Source organism: Streptomyces sp. NPDC044064, from assembly GCF_056434245.1.
The window spans coordinates 255,795-273,871 of the sequence record NZ_JBWKFN010000004.1 but is presented as its reverse complement, the minus strand read 5'-3'; the positions used below and the strand labels follow the sequence as shown (position 1 = coordinate 273,871).

Genomic DNA, 18,077 nt, shown 5'->3' with positions numbered 1-18,077 from the left:
AGTGAGTCATCGTGAGCGGAGCCGCGGGCGCGGGATCGGCCGGTACCTCTGTGGGTACGGAAACGGACGGCGGCCGTGGCTCCGCCGCGCGTGCGGCGGACCCGCACACGACCCAACTGCGCAAGATCGAGGCAGGCACGACCGACTCGCCCTCGACCGACACGCATGCATCCCAGGGGGGAACTGTGACGGACACCCGTGGCCCGCAGACCCAGCCCGGCCCGGCCGAGCGGCAGCAGGCGTCCCCGCTGCCCGGTGAGCGGCGCCCCGAGTCCGCGGAGCAGCCCTACCACCCGCCGCAGGCCTATCCGGCGCAGGCTCCCACCGGGGCCGTGCGCCGGCCGCGCACCGGCGCGAAGACCGCGCCGCGCACCCGCAAGGCCCGTCTGCGGGTGGCGAAGGCCGACCCGTGGTCGGTGATGAAGGTCAGCTTCCTGCTCTCCATCGCGCTGGGCATCTGCACGATCGTCGCCTCGGCGGTGCTGTGGATGGTCATGGACGCGATGGGCGTGTTCTCCACGGTCGGCGGCACGATCTCGGAGGCCACCGGTTCCAACGAGGCGAACGGCTTCGACCTCCAGGCCTTCCTCTCGTTGCCGCACGTCCTGACGTTCACGTCGATCATCGCGGTGATCGACGTGGTCCTCGCGACGGCGCTGGCCACCCTCGGCGCGTTCATCTACAACCTCTCCGCGGGCTTCGTGGGCGGTATCGAGCTGACGCTGGCCGAGGACGAGTGACCCCACCTGCCGGGCTCTCCTGACAGTCCCCGGACAACCGATTTTGGGACTGCTGCCCTCGTGCGCTAATCTTCAGGAGTCAGCGCGCGGGACACATACCGCAGAGCGCGGCGGGGCTATAGCTCAGTTGGTTAGAGCGCATCCCTGATAAGGATGAGGCCACAGGTTCAAATCCTGTTAGCCCCACAGAAAGAAGACCTCCGGTCCACTTGGGCCGGGGGTCTTCTGCATGTCCGGGGCTTTCCACGGGTTTCACGGTACGAAAAAAGGCCCGACCGCTGGCGACGGGGGATGCACCAGCGATCGGGCTATGGCCAAGGGTAACAAGGTTGAGCCGCTTGCGGGAGATAACGGGCCTGTTGGTTGGGGTAGTTGGCTGATCTTGATCGGTCAGTCGGCGCACGGAGGGTCGTACGACAGCCGCGGGAGGTACTCGTGCCACCGCTGCGGGGTCAGAACGTTCCTGGTCACCGCGCAGATGTGCTGGATTGCCGCGTCGGAGTCCAGGCGCCACAGGCGGATCGTGTCGGCGCCGCTGGACACCCCGAGGACGTGGCTGTCGGGGCTGAAGGACAGCCAGTTGCCCGTCTTGGCATAGGGGCTCATCGACTGGCCGATGGGTGTGGCCGACGAAGGGCGGGCGACGTTCCAGATCCGGACCGTGTTGTCGTCGCCGCCGCTCGCCAGGGTCCGGCCGTCCGCGGTGAACGTCAGCGAGGTGACCGCCTCGGTGTGGCCGGTGAGGGGGGAGCCGAGCGCGGTCGCCGCCCGGGGGTCGGTGACGTTCCAGAGCCGCACGGTGTCGTCGTCGCTGCCGCTGACGAGGGTGCGGCCGTCGGGGCTGTAGGCGAGAGCGTTGACGGGGCCGGTGTGCCCGGTGATCGGACGGCCGATCCGGGTGACATGGCCGGGGTCGGTCACGTTCCACAGCCGGATGGTGAGGTCCGCGCTGCCGCTGGCGAGGGTGTGTCCGTCCTGGCTGAAGGCGAGGGCGTTGACGTAACCCCGGTGGCCGGTGAGCGGCTTGCCGAGCGGGACGGTACGGGAGGGGTCGGTGACGTTCCACAGCTGGATGGTGCGGTCCTGGTAGGCGGTGGCCAGGGTGCGGCCGTCCGGGCTGTACGCCACCGTGTGGAAGCCCGCGAAGCGGGTGCGCAGGGCGATGGGCCGCCCGGCGGGGACCGGACGGGCCGGATCGGTGACGTTCCACAGGTACAGCGTCCCCGTCCCGTTCAGCACGGCGAGGGTGCGGCCGTCGGGGGAGAACATCATCGAACGGTGCCCGCCGTCCGTGCCCATGAACGGCTTGCCCAGCGCCACGGGCCGGTCGGGCGCCGCCACGTTCCACAGCCGGACCCTGCCGTCGCGCGCGGCCGTGGCCAGCACCTTGCCGTCCGGGCGGAAGGCCCCGCTGCGGCCGGTCATGTCCCGTGTCGGTACCGACCACAGGCGGACCTTGCTGTCACCGCTGCCGGTGGCGAGGGTGCGGCCGTCGGGGCTGAACCCCAGCGCGAACATCTCGCCGCTGCTGCCCGCGAGCGGCGCGCCGACCTGCGAGGGGGACGCCGGATCGCTGACGTTCCACAGGCTCGCCGTGCTGTCCGCGCTGGCCGCGGCGAGCCGGCCGCCGTCGGGGCTGAAGGCCACCGACCAGATGGGGCCGGTGTGCCCGGTGAGCGGTGAGCCGATCGCTGCCGCGTGCGCGGGGTCGGACACGTTCCACAGCCGGATGGTGTCGTCCGCGCTGCCGCTGGCGAGCGTGCGTCCGTCGGGGCTGAAGGCCACCGAGTGCACGATGTCCGTGTGGCCGCTCAGCACCGTGGGCAGGGCCTTGGGGTGACCCGGATCGGCGGTGTTCCACAGCCGGATCGTGTTGTCGTCGCTGCCCGCCGCGAGCGTGCGCCCGTCGGGGCTGAACGCGACGCAGCGCACCGCCGCCGTGTGGCCGCCCAGTGTGCGCAGCGGCTTGGGCCGGCTCGGGTCCGCCACGTTCCACAGGCGGACGGTCCGGTCCTCGCTCGCCGAGGCCAGCGTGTGTCCGTCGGGGCTGAAGGCGACCAGGTAGATCGTGCCCGTGTGGCCGGTCAGCGGCCGGCCCAGCGGCACCGGGTGGGCGGGGTCGCGCACGTCCCACAGCCGGATGGTGCCGTCGTCGCCGGCGCTGGCCAGGGTGTGTCCGTCCGGGCTGAAGACCGCGCTGCTCACCCAGCTGGTGTGTCCGGTGAGGGGTTTGCCGAGCGGCTTGGGGCGGCCTCGGTCGGCCACGTTCCACAGGCGGACGGTCCGGTCGTAGCCGGCCGTGGCCAGCGTCTTGCCGTCGGGGCTGAAGGAGGTGAGGTAGACGGCGCCGGTGTGGCCGAGCAGGGGCGTGGCCAGGGGCGCGTTCACGATCGAGATCAGACGGCTGTACGTCCCCTCGTCGCCCGGCCGCAGCCGGTGGGCCACCAGGTCGAGCTGGGCGGCCAGCGAGGGGTCCGTGTGCTGGACCCGGTCCGCCTCCGCGAGCACCTGTTCGAACACGGCGTCGTCCCGCTGCTGCCACGCCACCACCGCCGAACCGGCGGCCAGCACGGCCAGCACGACCAGTGCCGCCACGGCCCCGCGGCTGATCAGGACCGTCCGCCTGCGCAGCCGGACCGAGGCGGCCAGGAACTGCATCGCGCCGCGGGTCAGATAGGTGTCACCTGCGGACTTCGCCCAGCCGCGGGCCTGCTCCAGGCGCGAGCCGCGGTAGAGCAGCGAGCTGTCCCGGTCCGAGGCCTCCCAGGCGCGGCCGTCCTCCTCCAGCCGCTGGCGCACCAGATGATCGCTGCGGTCCTCGTCGATCCAGTGGCGCAGCCGTGGCCAGGCGTGCAGCAGCGCCTCGTGGGTGATCTCCACGGTCTCCGCGTCGAGCGTCACCAGCCGGGCGCGGACCAGGGCTTCGAGCGACTCCTCGGTCTTGCCGGGGTCCGCCGACTCCTGCGCCAGCTGGCGCCGTGTGCCGCGCCTGCGGGTGGCCTGGGTGTCCTCGCCCAGCCGGACGAGCCGCAGCAGGAGCAGCCGGGCGGCCGTGCGGGCGGCCGGATCGAGGCCGGACCAGGCGCGCTCGGCGGTCGCCGCGACCGCGCCCTGGATGCCGCCGGCCGCCCGGTATCCGGCCAGGGTCAGCCGCCCCGACTTGCGGCGCTGCCAGGTGGCGAGCAGGGCGTGCGAGAGGAGCGGGAGCACTCCGGCGTCGTGGGCGCCGCGCGGGCCGTCGGCGCTCACCTCCCGCACGATCAGCTCGGCCAGCCCCGGCTCCAGCTCGAGTCCCACGGCCTTGGCGGGTCCGGTCACCGCCTCGCGCAGCTCGGCCGTGGTCAGCGGCCCGAGCACCATGTGCCGGTGCTGCAGCGCGTCGGCCAGCTCCGGATGGACCAGGCACTGCTCGTAGAAGTCGGCGCGGATGCCGAGGACCACGACGGCGGGCGCGGGGCCCGGCGAGTCCGCGGACGGGGTGCAGGCCGCGTGCAGGAACTGGAGGAAGGTGCGGCGGTCGGGCTCGTCGGCGCAGAGGGTGAAGGTCTCTTCGAACTGGTCGACGATGATCACCGGACGGGTGGCCGGGGCCACGCCCGAAGGGGGCGCCGGGGATGCGTCCGCGGGGGTGGACGTGGAGGCGTCGCCGGACGCGGCCCCGGCCGAGGAGGCCGAGGCGTCCGAGGCGGCCGACGCGTCCGGAGGCGCCCCCCGGTGTGCCCACGCCGTGACGGCCTCGCGCACCGCCTCGGCGAAGTCCGCGGTGTCGGAGCCCGGTGCCGCCGGGTTCCTTGCGGCGTCCTCCTCGGCCTGCCGCGCCTTCGCGGCGAGAGAGGCGAGTTCCGGTATGCGGCGGGTCAGTTCGCCGAGCGGATCGGCGCCCGGCACGAGCTGGAGCACGGCGTTCGGCCGGCCGCCGTCCCCGAGCGCGCCGCTCTCCACCGCCGGCACCAGACCGGCGTTCAGCAGCGACGACTTCCCCGCGCCCGAGGCGCCGACGAGCATGATCAGGCCGCCCGGCCACTCCGTCGCACGCAGCAGGGCCACGAGAGCCTCGGTGCTCCGCTCCCGCCCGAAGAACCAGCGGGCGTCCTCCTGGCGGTAGGGGGCCAGTCCCCGGTAGGGGCACACACCGCCGGCGACGGGCGGGGTCTCGGCCGGTGCCTGCCGGTCCTCCTGCCGGGGCGCCGAAGCGCGCTCGCCCGCCGGGTCGGCCAGCGCGCGCTCCCACAGGCGCTGCCACTGCGCGAGGTCGTACAGGCCGCCGGAGACGGCAACGGGCCGGGCGCGCCGGGCCTCCGGGATCAGGATCTGCAGGACGGCCGCGAGGGCGGCGAACTGCGCCGGTACGTTCTTGGCCCGCCGCCAGTCACTGATGCGCTGGGCGGACACCCGCACGGGGCGCCCGCGCTCGTCCACCCGCTGCAGCCGTACGACCGCCTCGGACACGCTCTTGAGGGGAGGGTTGCCCGCCTCCTTGTAGAGCAGCGCGAGACGCTCGGCGAAGGCCACGCGTGCCCCTGAGTCGGAACCCAAGGCCCCACCCCTTACTCCCCCCGTGTCTGGACGTCCGGACCGGAAAACTCACCCTATACGGCTGACCTGCGGTTACACGGTGGTCCGGAGACCGGAACCTCCTCGTCGTGGACGACAAATGGCAGGATCACGACGCGGTATCCGCCTCATCACACACCGTCCGGACAGGCCACCGGCCCAGCGCTCGGAAAGACACCCGGGGCGCCGAACGTTCTCGGTCAACTTCGCCGGGAGCGCCGGCGGCACCGACGCCACCCAGCTACCTCATGGACACGCACTTCGGTCCGCGCCGACACGCCGACGCGGCACGGATCGACGACACCCGCTCCGTTCGGCACCGGCCTCCACGTGGGGAGAGGCCGGTGCCGGACGGGCCGGGTACCGGCACCGCCCCGACCGGTACCTCCCAGGGCTCGACCGGTACCTCCTAGGCGATCCACCCCGCCGCGCGGGCGGCGCCGACGGCCTGGTGTTCGGCCTCGTCGGCCGTGGCGTTCAGTGCCGGGTCGCGGCCGGGTGCCGTGCCGCCCGCGGCGGCAGCCGCCGCCCGGGAGGCGGCCAGGGCGGCGCGCAGGGCCGGGGCGGCATCGGCGGTGTCGTGCGCGGCGGCCACCTGGGCCGCCAGGGCGGCGGCCGCCGCGGCGTTCCGGGCGCAGCGGGCGTCCGCCGCGGGATCGGGCGCGCTCGCGGCCAGCGCGTCGAGCGATCCGGCCGACAGCCGCAGCGCGGCCGCGGCCCTGCCGACCGGGCTCGTCGGCACGAGCTGGGCGGCCTCCTGGGTTACGCCGGCGTGGCGGCAGACGGCGACGGCACGGTCGTACGCGCTGCGGGCGCGGTCGGCGTGGATCTTTCTCAGCGCCGCCGGCGCCGCGGTGACTGCCTCTTCGAGTCCGCTCATCTTCGGTCTCTCCCTCTGCCGAGACGGCTTTGTGGCTGTCGGGGACGGGGCGCGGGCAGGGTGCCATGCCGGCCGTGAAGAGGCCAGAAGCGTGCCGTGGATCGCCCTGGAAACCTGACGACCCGTCAGCTAAGGTCGGCCCGCCTGCCGTTCCCGAAGGGGTGAGTGCCTTGGTGAATCGTCCTGATTGCCCCCAACCTCCCGGTACCCCGCGCTGGGTCGCGATGTTCTACCAGCCTTCCCGGGCCTCCTGGCGGGTGGGCGCGGAGTCCCCCGACCGGACCCCTGTGCTGTACGCCGTGGGAGACATGGCCCAGACCGTACGCGCGCGCGGGGACGACATGACGGTCGCGGTGTGGGGTCCGCAGGACGGCGCCTGGCACCGGTTCGACACCCCGGCGGCCAGGCCGTCCGCACCCGAGGCGTCCCCGGCACGCCCCGGGGAGCCGGCCAAGCTCGCCGAGCGCATGTCGGACCGCCGCCACCAGGTGCTGATGGCCGGCCTGAGCAAGGCGGGTCTGTACGACCTCTCCGCCGAGGACGCCGAGGCGGTGCGGGCGCTGGTCGACCGGCTCGACGAACCGACGGTCCGCCGGGTCGCCCACTGGCTCGCCGCAGCGGGCGGGCCGCAGCGCGGCCAGGGGGTCCACCGGTTCACCGGGCGGCCCGCGGGGCAGTGACGTCCTGGAAGTCACCCGAGGCTGGAGGACGTATGAAGGTCTCCCTCGACCGCACCGTGTGCTACGGCTCCGCCGAGTGCGCGCACCGGGCCCCGTCCGTGTTCGCGTTCGAGGACGAGTACGGCGTGGTCCGGCCCGGCAGGGAGGAGTCCGGGGACGATCCACAGGTGTGCGAGGCCGCCGAGAAGTGCCCCTCGCAGGCCATCGTGCTCACCGGACGGGACGGAGGGGTCCGGGCCGGCTGAGACGGAGGGGCTCCGGTCAGCCGCCGGCCGGGTAGGTCCACCCGAAGTCCGCCAGCGCCCGGGCCCTGGCCTCCGCCACGGCCATGCGCGCCTCCCGCTCGGCCGGGTCGACATGCGAGGCCTGCCCGGTCGCCTGCCCCTCCCACTTGCGGTAGAGCAGCCCCACCTCGGCGGAGAACCAGCCGCGGCTGACCGCGTTCAGCGCCAGCAGCAGGCCGGTGTCCTCGGAGGCGGGCAGGGCCATCCAGCCGCCCAGCGCCGTCAGCAGGTCCCGGCGGACGAAGAGCGTCGCCGGATGCACCTGGGCCAGGAACCCGTTGTCCTTCCAGAAGCGGAGGACCGCCCCGCGCTCGACCGGGCCTTCGTCCGGATCGCCGGGGAAGCCGGCCGTGGAGCCGTCCGGCAGCAGGTCCAGGACCCGCGAGGTCGTCCAGCCGATCGTGCGGTCCGCCTCCAGCGCGGCCAGGTCGCGGGCGAGGGTGCCGGGCGGGAGCTGGTCGTCGGCGTCCAGGACCTTCACGTACTCCCCGCCGGCGTGCGCCAGCGCGATCGTGCGGGCGACACCGGGCCCGCCCGGCCGGCCCTGACGGAAGCTCACCCGCTCGTCGTCCGGGACGTACGGGCGGACCGCGTCCGTCGTGCCGTCCTCCTGGATCACCCAGTCCCACTCCCAGCCGTCCGGAAGCCACTGCTCGCGCAGGGACTTGTGGGCCTCCGGCAGGAAGCGGGCGGACGGGGCGTGGACAGCGGTGACTACGGTGATGCGCCGTGACACGGCGGCATTCACCACCTTTCCAGACGAGTGGTGAAGAGCAGTTCCGTACGGTCGCCGGGCAGCACGACGTCGCAGACCTCCACGACCTGGCCGTGGATGTCGTACGAGGTCTTCCGGACCAGGATCACCGCCGTGCCGTCCGGCAGCTCCAGCTCCCGGGTCTCCTGCGGGGTCGGCGGACGCGCGGTGCAGCGTTCCTCGACACGGTCGATCTCCACGCCCACGGTGGCGAGCTGATGGTGGGTGCCGCCGGGCCAGGGCTCCTTGGACACGTCCAGGAGATCGGGGTCGGCCGCCGCCACGGCGTGCAGGAGATAAGAGGTGACGAGGCCGAAGGGGGCCGTCTCCGCCGCGCACCGCGTGCGGTAGCCGCGTTCGAGGAGGGGCGTCCCCTCCGGCACGCCGAAGACCTCGGCCAGCGGTGCGGGTGCCTCGATCGTGCGGTAGCGCGCGAGGAAGACGAGGTCCGCCGGGACCAGACCGGTGTCGTGCTCCGTGGCGCCGGTCGCGGCCCGGGTGGTCCGGGGCTGCCGGGCCCGGTCCTTCTCCCACTGGTGACGGCCGCTGTCGCGCACCACCCGGGTGCGAGGACGCCGTGCATACGTGTCGCGCCCGTGCGGCCTGTCGTCCGCGATCTCCTCGTAGGCCCTGGCCACGTGTCCAGGCTACGACTCCCGAAGAGGACCCGACGACCCGGCGGTCGTGGTCCCGTGGAACGCGCAAGACCCCCGGCCGTCCCGGCCGGGGGTCTGTCCGTGTCGACTGGTGGGTACGCAAGTCGCCGTCATGTCGAAACGTCTGCGGTCCTGCGTGCTGCCGTGCGGCTCAGCAGTCGAGGGGGGCCGTGGACTGGTCCGCCGGGTCCGTCTGCGCTTCCGTCTCGTCGAGGTGCCGGTGCCGGCAGCTGGGCGATTTCCCGTGGGCCTCGGCCCGGATCCGCTGCTTCATCGTGGGGGGCAGTGACTTGCCATGGGACCAGGCCCAGTGGTGCATCGCCGGGACCGTCCGTTCCGCGACGGTGTTCTGCGGGCTCTCGGTCCGGGGTGTGGCCGTCGCCGTGGTGGCGGTGGCGGTGGCGAGTCCGAGCGCAGTGCACAGTGCGAAGAAGGCGGTGACGATGGCGGTCCACAGCTTCATGACCTTGTTCTGGGTCATGGCCCCTCACTTTCGGGTTGGGCGATTTGCGTACTTTCCTCATGATGTGTATGAGGTTCGCGAAGTGGTGGACCTCCGCCCGTGGCGCGTCGATGTTCCGATGAACACCACTCGGATGGCCGTAAGAAGGTCGGAAAACCGCCAAAACCAGGTGAGGGAGTGCGAAGGGGGAGCAAAGTCACGGTCCGTGGGGGTGTGATCACCCTCCGATCGGAGCGGCGCCGACCTGGTCTATTGCGCTTCCGGGGGCGGGAGTTGGGGCCCGACGCAGGTCACCGATCGATATCGGTCGGTGTGTATAGTCGGGCGCCAGAGGTCCCCTACGTCAAGGAAAGACGAGGTCGCGCGGTGAAGAAGCTGCTCCTGGTCGCACTGGCCGCCATCGGCGGGCTCCTCGTGTACCGCCAGATCCAGGCGGATCGCGCCGAGCAGGATCTGTGGACGGAGGCGACTGACTCCGTGCCCACGGGTTCGTGAGTACCGATCCAGAACCTGATCAGACCCCGGCCGCCTGCGCGGTCGGGGTTTTGTGTTGTCCGGGCGGGGTCCCCGGTGCGACTCGTGTTGCGCGTCCTCGACAGGTGGTGTAGCCGTTCCGGCAGGACGCGCGGACACGGCGACGGACGGGGCGTTCGTTTCGGACGGCCGTACGGATTCCACGGATGGCGCAGGGGCACCCGGGGCAGGATGGGCCACGGTCGGGTACGCGGCGGCAGAGGGGTGGCACGTGCGGGGGCGAGGGCGTACGACATGGTGGCCGCGGGGCGCCCGGGCGGCTGTCGTGACCGCCGTCCTGTGCGCCGTGGCCGCGCTGCCGGGCGGGATCGCGGCGGCAGGCGAGCCGGGGGCGTACGCCTTCGCTCCGGATGCCCTGACGGTCACCGGCGCGGCGAGTCCCGCCGACGCCCCGCGGCTGGAGCCCGGCCGGACCTACCGCAGCTCCCTGCCCAGCAACGGCAGGCGCTTCTACCGCCTCGACCTCGCCGCCGCGACCACCACGGCGTACGTCCCCGTCACCGCCGTACCCCCCGCCCACGCCACGGTCACGGCCACCGACGGCATCCGTGTCTCGGTCCAGGACGCCGCGGGCGGCTCCTGCTCCAACGCCTCCGCCCGCTTCGGCGCCGCGCTGAGCCCCCGTCCGGTCACGGCCCTGGCCGAGCGTGAGCCCGGCCGGACACTGTGCCCGGGCGCGGGGACGTACTACGTGCTCGTCGAACGCGTCGACTCCGGTACGGCGGGCCAGGCGCAGCCATGGGATCTGGAGATCAAGCCGGTCACGGAACCCCGCCCGGCGAAGGCCGGGCCCACCATCGCGCCCCGGGCCTGGGACTCCGCCTCCCCCGAGCCCCTGGCCGGCGACCCCCGCGACCGGACCGGCGGCACCGGCTTCACCACCGCCCGCCTGCTGGGTGAAGGAGTCTGGCGGAGCCGCGTCGCCCCGGGGCGGACCCTCTTCTACAAGGTGCCGGTCGACTGGGGCCGCCGGGTGCACGCCGTCGCCGAGCTGGACGGTTCCCCGAGCGGCCACGGCTATGTCGGCGGCGCCCTGAACCTCTCGCTCTACAACCCCGTCCGCGGACTCGTCGACGACGCCTCCCTCGGCTACACCGGCACCCGGAAACCCGTCGCCCTCGCACCGCTGCCGCCGGTCGAGTACGCCAACCGGTACGCCGTGCTCAGCGGGGAGAACGCGATGCGCTTCGCCGGTGACTACTACCTGGTCGTGCACCTCAGCGAGCAGATGGCCGGCACCTTCGGGCAGGGGCCGTTCGGCGTGACGCTGCGGGTACGGCTCGACGGGCAGGCGCAGAGCGGGCCCCGGTACGCCGGGCGCCCCGTGCCGGACGACGTCTTCACGATCACGGAACAGGACCGGGTCGCGGCGGCGACCGGGAGCACCGGCGGCGGTGACACCGCGATGCGGGCGCTCGCCGTCGGGGGGATCGGCACCGGGACCGTGCTGCTGCTGGTGCTGGGGGTGTGGACCATGGCGGCCCGGCGGGCTCAGACGCGGGTCAGCGCCCAGAAGCCCACGGCGTAGCAGACCAGCGCGAGAAGCAGGATCGGGATCGTGGCCCTGGCCGGGGGACCGGGGCGGCGGGCGGCGCGGCGGGCCCGGCGGCCGTGCGCACGGGGTGTCCCCGCCGGCCGTGCGAGAGGCGGAACCCGCGGGTCCTGAGCGGTGTACGAAGCGGTGGAGGTGTCGACGCACGGCCGCGTCTCCGGGACGAAGTGCGGCTGCGCCTCCGGGAAGACGCGCGGCTGCGCTTCCGGCACCGGGGGCGGAGGGGGCACCGGGGCGGGGGGCATGCCGTACCGGGCGCCGGGGTGCGCCTGCTGGGCGTACGGCTGGGGGTTCGGGGTCGGCTGCGGGGGCGGGAGGTGGAAGCTGCCGGTGTCCGACATCGGGGGAAGCGCGGAGTGCTGCGAGTCGCCGCCGCTCCGGCGGGGGTCGGCCGCCGGTCGCTCGGTGCTGTCGGTGTCCGTGCCCGGCCGCGCTTCGCGTACCCGGACTCCGGACGCGCGCTCGAGCGGGCCGTCGGGGCTGAATCCGGAGGGCAGCGGCCCGAGTTGGTCGAAGATCTCGATCAACTCGTCGTCGGGGCCGGGCTCCGGCAGGAGTTCCGCGGCGGAGGCGAGCGCCTTGCGCGCTCCCGTGGCGGTGCGGAAACGGGCCGTCGGATCGGGCTGGAGCAGGGTGGCGACGACCTGCCACAGCGGCTCGGGAACTCCCTTCGGCGGGCCGGGAGTTCCGTGCTCCATGAAGTACTGCACCAGCGCCTTGGCATCGGGCTTGGCACCTTCGAGCAGATACAGCGCGACCAGGCCCACGGCGAACAGGTCGGCGGGGAAGTCCGGTTCGGCGCCCAGCATCTGCTCGGGCGCCAGGTAACCGGGCGTGCCCACCACGAGGTTGGTCTCCGTCAGCCGTGGTTCACCGAACCGCATGGCGATGCCGAAGTCGGACAGCCTGAGCCGCGGCCGGCCGGTGCCGGTCACTTCGAGCAGCAGGTTGGCGGGCTTGATGTCCCGGTGGACGACCCCTTCCGCGTGCACCGCGGCGAGCCCCGACAGGAGCTGGTCGAGCAGGACGCACACGTACGCCGGGGGCAGTGGTCCGTAGTCGCCGACCAGGTGGACCAGCGAGCCGCCCCCGACCAGGTCCATGGTGAACAGGACCTTGTCGTCGTCGGCGGCCCAGCTGGCCGGGGCGAGGACATGGGGATGGTCGATACGCAACGCCTGTTCCCGTACGAAGCGCAGCAGCGAGTGGGCGTCGCGCTGCTGGAGCACCTTGGCGGCCACATAGCGCCGGCGCCGGTGGTCCCAGGCGCGCCACACGGCACCCGCACCGCCGCGCCCGATCGGGTCGGCCAGCTCGTACCGGCCGGCGAAGACCTCACCCATGACAGTCCGCCGCTCCTCCCCCTAGCCCCGCGTACCCCTCTACTCCCTCTACCCCCTCTGTCCCCCGCGTCCCCCCTCCGACGCCCCTGGGCCCGGCCCCGGACCCCCTCCGAGGAACCGGGCCCCGAGGTCAGTTCTGGTGGGACTGGTAGTGCGCGACCGCGTCCGAGGTGCGTCCTGCGCCGTAGACCCGGAGGAACTCTGCCAGTTCGGGGTGGCTCGGGGCGAGGGTGTCGGCGGCCTCGATGATGTCGCCGGCGGCGGCCACCGAGCGCAGCAGCGACTGGATCTCGCGCACCACGCGCTTGACCGTCGGTGCCCCCGAACCGCTCGTGGTCTGAGTGGTGTTGTTGAGCACGGATCCCCCCTGGGACTTCTTGATCTCGTCCATGCGGTCGGTCGCCTCGGCCGCGCTGACGCTGCCGTCCGCGACCTGTGCCGCCAGCTCCTGCAGCAGCTGCACCCGCTGGACCACCGCGGGATTGCCGATCTTGGCGCGCTGGCCGCTCATCAGCTGCGACAGCATCGGGGCCGACAGGCCCAGAACCGCCGCGAGACGGGCCTGGTTGAGCCCGAGATCGTCGATGAGCTTACGGAAGAGCGCCCCCAACGGCTCCCCGTACCAGTTCCGCTGCAGCTCCCGCGCTCTCGCGGTCGCTTCCTGCTGTGCGGCGTCCATTGCGTCTCCCCATCGCTTCCCCAAAAAACCGCGGTTCGCTGTAGCGAACCACGACGAGCATCTTACGGAGAGTGGTCATCCGCGGGGACCCCCAATCTTTTTGCGGGATACGGGGGGTGACCCGGTACTCTGGTCTGCGGCGCCCGCCGGAACGCAAGATCCGGCTGACGCTTCCCTTTCCGGGGCCTTAGCTCAGTTGGTAGAGCGCCGTCTTTGCATGGCGGATGTCAGGGGTTCGACTCCCCTAGGCTCCACAACGTATGACCCCTCTGAACTGCGGAAACGTGGTCGGAGGGGTCTTTTTTCGTGCCGAGGCGGTGCCGCGGTGCGTCAGTCCCCGGTGCGGGCCGTGAACGGGCAGGCCCAGCTCTGCTCGGTCATGCGGCCGCTGTAGTGGCGGGCCTCGTCGCGATACGTCAGCAGGCTGGGGTTGGCCGAGCCGTGCAGGGCGTCGTCGCGCTCCCTGATCTTCTTGCGCATCTTGAAGAAGGTGCGGCCCAGGGCGTTGAACTGCAGATGCGAGTTGAACACCAGGGCGGGCAGGGCGAAGCGGCGGCTGGGGCGGGAGGCGCCGGGGTGCAGGCCCACCACGAAGAAGGGGTGGCCGAAGAGGGAGAGGGCGAAACGGGGGGAGGCCGGGTCGGAGTCGTAGAGACCGGTCCAGGGGTGGTGGCGGCTGTCCTCGTCGTGCAGGGCCTGGAGATGGCGCCAGACGGTCTGCTCGAAGGTCTGCTCCGAGGTGTCCGGGAGGCGGTCGAAGGTCATGACGAACGACGAGAAGCTCTGTGCGCCGGGTTCGAAGGAGTCCAGGAAGGTGCGCAGGGCGTCCAGGTTCGTGCGGACGGCCTCGGGGGACGCCGGTTCGCCGCCGTGCCGGTGGGTGATCCGGTCCCGGCGCAGCGCGGCCTTGGCGCCCAGACAGACGAAGTCCTCCCGGCCGATGAGTTCCGCCAGCGCCGCGCGGACGGCCTCCCCGGCCAGCGGCCGGCGGGACAGGATCCGTGCCGTGGACACGGTGACGGCGGAGCCTGCCCGGTCGGTGACCGTGACCTCCACGGTGACCAGGCCGCCGCCGAGGGCCGCGCGGGCCTCGACCAGGCGGCCGCGGGCCGACAGGACGTCCCCGGCGCGGATCGGGCGGAGGTGGCGGTAGTCCTGGGACAGATGGGTGGCCGAGGTGTAGTCGTAGCCCAGCGGGTGCCGGTCCAGCACCGGCAGCTCGGCCCCGGCGGCCAGCCGGACGGCGAAGGTGGGCGGTGCGACGACGTCCGGGTGGCCCAGCGCGCGGGCCGCCGCCCGGTCACGGTAGACGGGGTTGGGGTCGCCTATCGCGTCCGCGAACTCGGCGATGCGGTCCGCCGTGACCTCGACGGGTCCGACCGCCGCCGTGCCGCCCGGTCCTGTCGGGGCCAGGATGTCAGCGGGCACGGAAGCCCCCGTCCCCGACCGCGTGGGCGCCGCCGTCGACGTGCAGGATCTCGCCGGTGGTGGCCGGGAACCAGTCCGAGAGGAGGGCCACGCAGGCCCTGCTCACCGGGTCGAAGTCGGCGGAGCGCCAGCCCAGTGGCGCGCGTCGGTCCCACTCCCGCTCGGCCTGGCCGGGGTCGGTGTCCTCGCCGTAGGTGGCGTGTCCGGCCGGGGTGCGCAGGGGGCCGGCGGCCACCAGGTTGACGCGGATACCGCGGTCGCCGAGGTAGGCCGCGAGGTAGCGGGCGCAGGCCTCCAGGCCCGCCTTGGCGACCCCCATCCAGTCGTAGCCCGCCCACACCTGGCGGGCGTCGAAGTCCAGGCCGACCACCGAGGAGCCCTCCCGCAGCAGGGGGAGCAGGGCGGTGGTGAGGGCCTGGAGAGAGACGGTGGAGACCTCGAAGGCCGTCGTGGCCTCCTGCCGTGACGTGGTCAGGAAGTTCCCGCCCAGGGCTCCGGGCGGGGCGAAGGCCACCGCGTGCAGGACGCCGTCGAGGCGGGCGGTGTGCTCACGGACCCGGTCGGCGAGCGTGGTCAGGTGGTCGTCGTCGGTGACGTCCAGCTCGACGACCGGGGCGGGCCGGGGCAGCCGGCGGGCGATCCGATCGACCAGGGAGAGGCGGCCGTACCCGGTCAGGATGACCTCGGCGCCCTGTTCCTGGGCCGCGCGGGCCACGTGGAACGCGATCGAACGGTCGGTGAGCACCCCGGTGACCAGGATGGTCCTGCCCGCCAGCAGGCCCGACGGGCCGGCCGCGAGCCCGGTGGCGGGTGCGGCCGGGGGTGCGGTCGAGGAGGGCACCGGTGTCACCTTCGGGTCGTCCTTTCAGAAGTGAGGGTGCGCACTCTCAGGAAGCGAGGGCGCGCACGCGGGTGCGCAGGGCCGCGGTGGTGAGGTCCGGCTCGTGGGCGGTGGCCTCGACCACGGCCGTGACCGTGTCCAGCAGCGGCCGCGGGTCGGGCAGCGCGCGGGTGTCGTAGGCGAGGGTCGCCTCCACGCAGTCCGGCCGGTCCATGTAGTAGTTGAGCCAGATGGCCGCCGTGGCCGGACCCACCGGGCGCTCGCCCTGCCACAGCGGGGCGAGGAAGTCGCGGGTCGCGGTCGTCGCCCTGGTACGCGGGCCGAGGGCCAGGGGACGGGCCGGCGGCAGGATGTTCACACCGATGGTGCGCGGGGCCAGCGGGGCGACCTCGCGGATCGAGCGGCCGTACGTGGGCGGCAGGTCCTCGTTGGCACGGGCGTGCGCGGTGATCCAGTCGCCGACGGCGGCCGGTTCGGGGCTCGGGGGCAGCAGGACGACGGGCTCCACCAGAGGGCCGACGACCAGGACGTCCTCCGGCCGGGTGTGGCCGTGGCGCAGGCTGAGCAGCGGCTGGGGGCCGTCGGACCACAGCCCGGCCGCCAGGGAGGTGGCGGCGAGCAGGACGGCGGCACGGCTCAGACCGCTCAGGGCGGCCGCCTCGGACAGGACACCGGGGAGCCGTTCGGACAGCGGGCCGTCGAAGTGGCCGTCGTCCTGGAAGGCCGCGGGCGGGGTGCTGCCCGGCAGTTCGAGCGGCGGTCCCGGCAGCGGGTAGGGGGCGAGCAGGTCCTGCCAGCGGGCGAGGCTGCGTTCGCGGACCGACTCCTCGGGCAGGTCCCGCAGGAAGCCGGCGAAGTCCCGGCCGCGCGGGGTGTGGCCGCCGCTGCGGTAAGCGCCCGCCACCGCCCGGGTGATCAGGCCCAGCGCCCAGCCGTCCAGCACGGAATGGTCGAAGGAGAACGCCAGCAGCGGCTCCTGCTCCTCCCCCGCCTGCGTCGCGCGCACCAGGACGACCCGGCCGACGGGGTCGGCGCGCAGGTCGGGCTTGTCGAACACGACCGGGGCGACGACGGCGGCCGCTTCGGCGGAGAGCCGGCCGTCCGTCACGGTCACGGGGACGTCGACGGTCTCCAGCTTCAGCGGGACCGGCTCACGGCGCTCCAGGCGCGGCCCGGCGTCCGTGGCCCGCAGCCGCAGGTGCAGCACGTCGGTGGCGAGGGTGACCCGCTCGACGGCTGCGGCCAGCCGCTCCTCGTCGAGCGGACCGTGGATCCGGAACACGTTCCACGGCAGCTCGGAGGGGTTGCGGCGCAGATAACCGTCGGCGTCCACCTCGCCGTTGGCGAGTGCCCGCACCGGCATGCCGTACGCCGGAAGCGTTGCGCCGCCCACGTTCACAGACTCACTGCTCACGGTCCGCCTCCCAGGAACGCAGGACGAGTACGGCGTTGTGGCCGCCGAAGCCGAAGGAGTTGCTCATCGCCACGTCGACCCGGTGTTCCTGGGCCTGGTGCGGGACGAAGTTCAGGGTCTCGTCGATCGGGCGGTGGCAGTTGATCGTCGGCGGCACCACGCGGTCGCGGACGGCCAGGCCGGCGACGATCGCCTCCACGGCGCCGGCGGCGCCGATCAGATGACCGGTCATGGACTTGGTCGAGCTGATCGGGACGCGTTCGGCGTGACTGCCGAAGACCGCCCGGATCGCCGCGACCTCCGTGCTGTCGTTGGCCTGCGTCGAGGTGCCGTGGGCGTTGATGTAGTCGACGTCCGTGGGCTCGAGACCGGCGTCGGCGAGGGCGCCCGCCATCGCGGCCCGGGCGCCCCGGCCCTCGGGGTGCGGGGCGGTCCAGTGGTGGGCGTCGGAGGTGGACGCGTACCCGGCGACCTCGGCGAGGATGTGCGCGCCGCGGGCGCGGGCGTGCTCCTCGGACTCCAGGACCAGGACACCGGCGCCCGCGCTCATCACGAAGCCGTCCCGGTCGGTGTCGAAGGGGCGGGAGGCCTCGGCCGGTGCCCCGCCGCGGGTCGACAGCGCGCGGGCGTTGCCGCTGGAGGCCAGGTCCAGCCGGTTCAGGATGTGTTCGGCGCCGCCCGCGAGGGCGATGTCGACCGTGCCGTGCCGGATCCAGTGGGCGGCCTCGCCGATCGCGTCCGCGCCGGAGGCGCAGGCCGTGCTCAGGGCCCGGGTCGGCCCGGCCGCCCCGAACCGGAAGCCGATCTCGCAGGCCGCGCTGTCGATGGCACCGGTGATCTGCGCGAACGGGCTGACCTTGCGCGGGCCGTGCTCCGCCAGGGTGGCGAAGTGCCGGCCGTGGGCGGCCATGGCGCCGTAGCCGCTGCCGATGAGGACCCCGGTGCGGGCGCCGCGCTCCTCGTCGAGGACGAGACCGGCCTGCCGCATGGCCTCGCCGACCGCCGCGTAGGCGTACTGGGCGTAGGTGTCCATGCGCCGGATCTGCGGGGGCTTGAGGTGGTGGGCGGGGTCGAAGCCCTTGACCTCGCCGCCGAAGGTGGTGGCCAGGCCGGTGGTGTCGACACCGGTGAGCGGGGCGATGCCGCTGCGACCGGCCCGCAGTGCGGCCCAGGTCTCGTCGACGGTGAGGCCGAGCGGGGTGACCGCGCCCCAGCCGGTGACGACCACCCTGCGGCCGGCCGCCGCCGTGCGTGTCGTGGACATGGGTCCTCCCC

At 73.4% G+C, this 18,077-nt stretch carries 16 protein-coding genes and 2 tRNA genes; 7 read left to right on the top strand and 11 right to left on the bottom strand.

Annotated elements, in window-relative coordinates; genetic code table 11:
• Positions 1 to 11 precede the first annotated feature (11 nt).
• Both AC07DS_RS08925 and AC07DS_RS08920 read left to right on the top strand, forming a co-directional pair.
• The gene (locus AC07DS_RS08925) at positions 12 to 740 is read left to right on the top strand and encodes a DUF3566 domain-containing protein (protein WP_479143799.1); all 729 of its coding nucleotides are present in this window, start codon (positions 12 to 14) and stop codon (positions 738 to 740) included.
• A 112-nt stretch (positions 741 to 852) separates the two neighbouring features.
• A tRNA-Ile gene (locus tag AC07DS_RS08920) sits at positions 853 to 926 on the top strand.
• A gap of 204 nt (positions 927 to 1,130) precedes the next feature.
• On the opposite strand, the gene AC07DS_RS08915 is transcribed toward AC07DS_RS08920, so the two are convergent.
• Positions 1,131 to 5,276 carry an nSTAND1 domain-containing NTPase gene (locus tag AC07DS_RS08915; RefSeq protein ID WP_479143798.1) on the bottom strand — a complete coding sequence of 1,382 codons (4,146 nt, stop codon included), beginning with the start codon at positions 5,274 to 5,276 and terminating at the stop codon, positions 1,131 to 1,133.
• 427 nt (positions 5,277 to 5,703) lie between these two features.
• The gene (locus tag AC07DS_RS08910; RefSeq protein WP_479143797.1) at positions 5,704 to 6,174 is read right to left on the bottom strand and encodes a hypothetical protein; all 471 of its coding nucleotides are present in this window, start codon (positions 6,172 to 6,174) and stop codon (positions 5,704 to 5,706) included.
• 224 nt (positions 6,175 to 6,398) lie between these two features.
• Between AC07DS_RS08910 and AC07DS_RS08905 the strand changes: the two genes are divergently transcribed.
• Positions 6,399 to 6,854, top strand: coding sequence for a hypothetical protein (locus AC07DS_RS08905; RefSeq protein WP_479143796.1), 456 nt, complete (start codon positions 6,399 to 6,401; stop codon positions 6,852 to 6,854).
• Positions 6,855 to 6,886: 32 nt separating this feature from the next.
• Positions 6,887 to 7,099: a ferredoxin gene (locus AC07DS_RS08900; RefSeq protein WP_479143795.1), complete on the top strand. Its 213-nt coding sequence runs from the start codon at positions 6,887 to 6,889 to the stop codon at positions 7,097 to 7,099.
• Positions 7,100 to 7,115: 16 nt separating this feature from the next.
• On the opposite strand, the gene AC07DS_RS08895 is transcribed toward AC07DS_RS08900, so the two are convergent.
• From AC07DS_RS08895 to AC07DS_RS08885, 3 genes are all read right to left on the bottom strand, one after another.
• Positions 7,116 to 7,874, bottom strand: coding sequence for a glycosyltransferase family 2 protein (locus AC07DS_RS08895; protein WP_479143794.1), 759 nt, complete (start codon positions 7,872 to 7,874; stop codon positions 7,116 to 7,118).
• 8 nt (positions 7,875 to 7,882) lie between these two features.
• Positions 7,883 to 8,530, bottom strand: a complete 648-nt coding sequence (locus AC07DS_RS08890; protein ID WP_479143793.1) for a UTRA domain-containing protein — start codon at positions 8,528 to 8,530, stop codon at positions 7,883 to 7,885.
• 169 nt (positions 8,531 to 8,699) lie between these two features.
• Positions 8,700 to 9,029 carry a DUF6344 domain-containing protein gene (locus tag AC07DS_RS08885; protein WP_479143792.1) on the bottom strand — a complete coding sequence of 110 codons (330 nt, stop codon included), beginning with the start codon at positions 9,027 to 9,029 and terminating at the stop codon, positions 8,700 to 8,702.
• 348 nt (positions 9,030 to 9,377) lie between these two features.
• Between AC07DS_RS08885 and AC07DS_RS08880 the strand changes: the two genes are divergently transcribed.
• Both AC07DS_RS08880 and AC07DS_RS08875 read left to right on the top strand, forming a co-directional pair.
• Positions 9,378 to 9,506, top strand: a complete 129-nt coding sequence (locus AC07DS_RS08880; RefSeq protein ID WP_003999697.1) for a DLW-39 family protein — start codon at positions 9,378 to 9,380, stop codon at positions 9,504 to 9,506.
• A 304-nt stretch (positions 9,507 to 9,810) separates the two neighbouring features.
• Entirely contained in the window at positions 9,811 to 11,073 is a 1,263-nt protein-coding gene (locus AC07DS_RS08875; RefSeq protein ID WP_479143791.1) for a hypothetical protein, read from the top strand.
• On the opposite strand, the gene AC07DS_RS08870 is transcribed toward AC07DS_RS08875, so the two are convergent.
• Together AC07DS_RS08870 and AC07DS_RS08865 are read right to left on the bottom strand one after the other, a co-directional pair.
• On the bottom strand, positions 11,037 to 12,440 hold the full coding sequence (locus AC07DS_RS08870) for a serine/threonine-protein kinase (RefSeq protein ID WP_479143790.1): 1,404 nt from the start codon (positions 12,438 to 12,440) through the stop codon (positions 11,037 to 11,039). The two genes, AC07DS_RS08875 and AC07DS_RS08870, sit on opposite strands and share 37 nt — an antisense overlap.
• A gap of 130 nt (positions 12,441 to 12,570) precedes the next feature.
• The gene (locus AC07DS_RS08865) at positions 12,571 to 13,119 is read right to left on the bottom strand and encodes a helix-turn-helix domain-containing protein (protein ID WP_145878989.1); all 549 of its coding nucleotides are present in this window, start codon (positions 13,117 to 13,119) and stop codon (positions 12,571 to 12,573) included.
• A 181-nt stretch (positions 13,120 to 13,300) separates the two neighbouring features.
• Here AC07DS_RS08865 and AC07DS_RS08860 point away from each other — a divergent pair.
• Positions 13,301 to 13,373, top strand: a tRNA-Ala gene (locus AC07DS_RS08860).
• Between the two features lie 76 nt (positions 13,374 to 13,449).
• Here AC07DS_RS08860 and gntA read toward each other — a convergent pair.
• Genes gntA through fabF form a run of 4 tightly spaced genes read right to left on the bottom strand, consistent with a single transcriptional unit; the run spans position 13,450 to position 18,066 of the window.
• Positions 13,450 to 14,547: a guanitoxin biosynthesis heme-dependent pre-guanitoxin N-hydroxylase GntA gene (gene gntA / locus AC07DS_RS08855; protein WP_479143789.1), complete on the bottom strand. Its 1,098-nt coding sequence runs from the start codon at positions 14,545 to 14,547 to the stop codon at positions 13,450 to 13,452.
• Entirely contained in the window at positions 14,537 to 15,388 is an 852-nt protein-coding gene (fabI, locus tag AC07DS_RS08850; protein WP_479143788.1) for an enoyl-ACP reductase FabI, read from the bottom strand. Before fabI ends, gntA begins: the two co-directional genes overlap by 11 nt.
• A 46-nt stretch (positions 15,389 to 15,434) precedes the next feature.
• Complete coding sequence (locus AC07DS_RS08845) at positions 15,435 to 16,802, bottom strand: condensation domain-containing protein (protein WP_479143787.1); 1,368 nt, start codon at positions 16,800 to 16,802, stop codon at positions 15,435 to 15,437.
• Positions 16,792 to 18,066 (bottom strand): beta-ketoacyl-ACP synthase II, encoded by a 1,275-nt coding sequence (fabF, locus tag AC07DS_RS08840; RefSeq protein WP_479143786.1) that lies wholly within the window; start codon positions 18,064 to 18,066, stop codon positions 16,792 to 16,794. Before fabF ends, AC07DS_RS08845 begins: the two co-directional genes overlap by 11 nt.
• Positions 18,067 to 18,077 lie beyond the last annotated feature (11 nt).

Excerpts from the sequence above, each read along its gene's own strand:
- fabF (WP_479143786.1), bottom strand. The coding sequence starts at position 18,066 with ATGTCCACGACACGCACGGCGGCGGCCGGCCGCAGGGTGGTCGTCACC.
- AC07DS_RS08870 (WP_479143790.1), bottom strand. The coding sequence starts at position 12,440 with ATGGGTGAGGTCTTCGCCGGCCGGTACGAGCTGGCCGACCCGATCGGG.
- AC07DS_RS08905 (WP_479143796.1), top strand. The coding sequence starts at position 6,399 with ATGTTCTACCAGCCTTCCCGGGCCTCCTGGCGGGTGGGCGCGGAGTCC.
- AC07DS_RS08910 (WP_479143797.1), bottom strand. The coding sequence starts at position 6,174 with ATGAGCGGACTCGAAGAGGCAGTCACCGCGGCGCCGGCGGCGCTGAGA.
- AC07DS_RS08885 (WP_479143792.1), bottom strand. The coding sequence starts at position 9,029 with ATGACCCAGAACAAGGTCATGAAGCTGTGGACCGCCATCGTCACCGCC.
- AC07DS_RS08900 (WP_479143795.1), top strand. The coding sequence starts at position 6,887 with ATGAAGGTCTCCCTCGACCGCACCGTGTGCTACGGCTCCGCCGAGTGC.
- AC07DS_RS08865 (WP_145878989.1), bottom strand. The coding sequence starts at position 13,119 with ATGGACGCCGCACAGCAGGAAGCGACCGCGAGAGCGCGGGAGCTGCAG.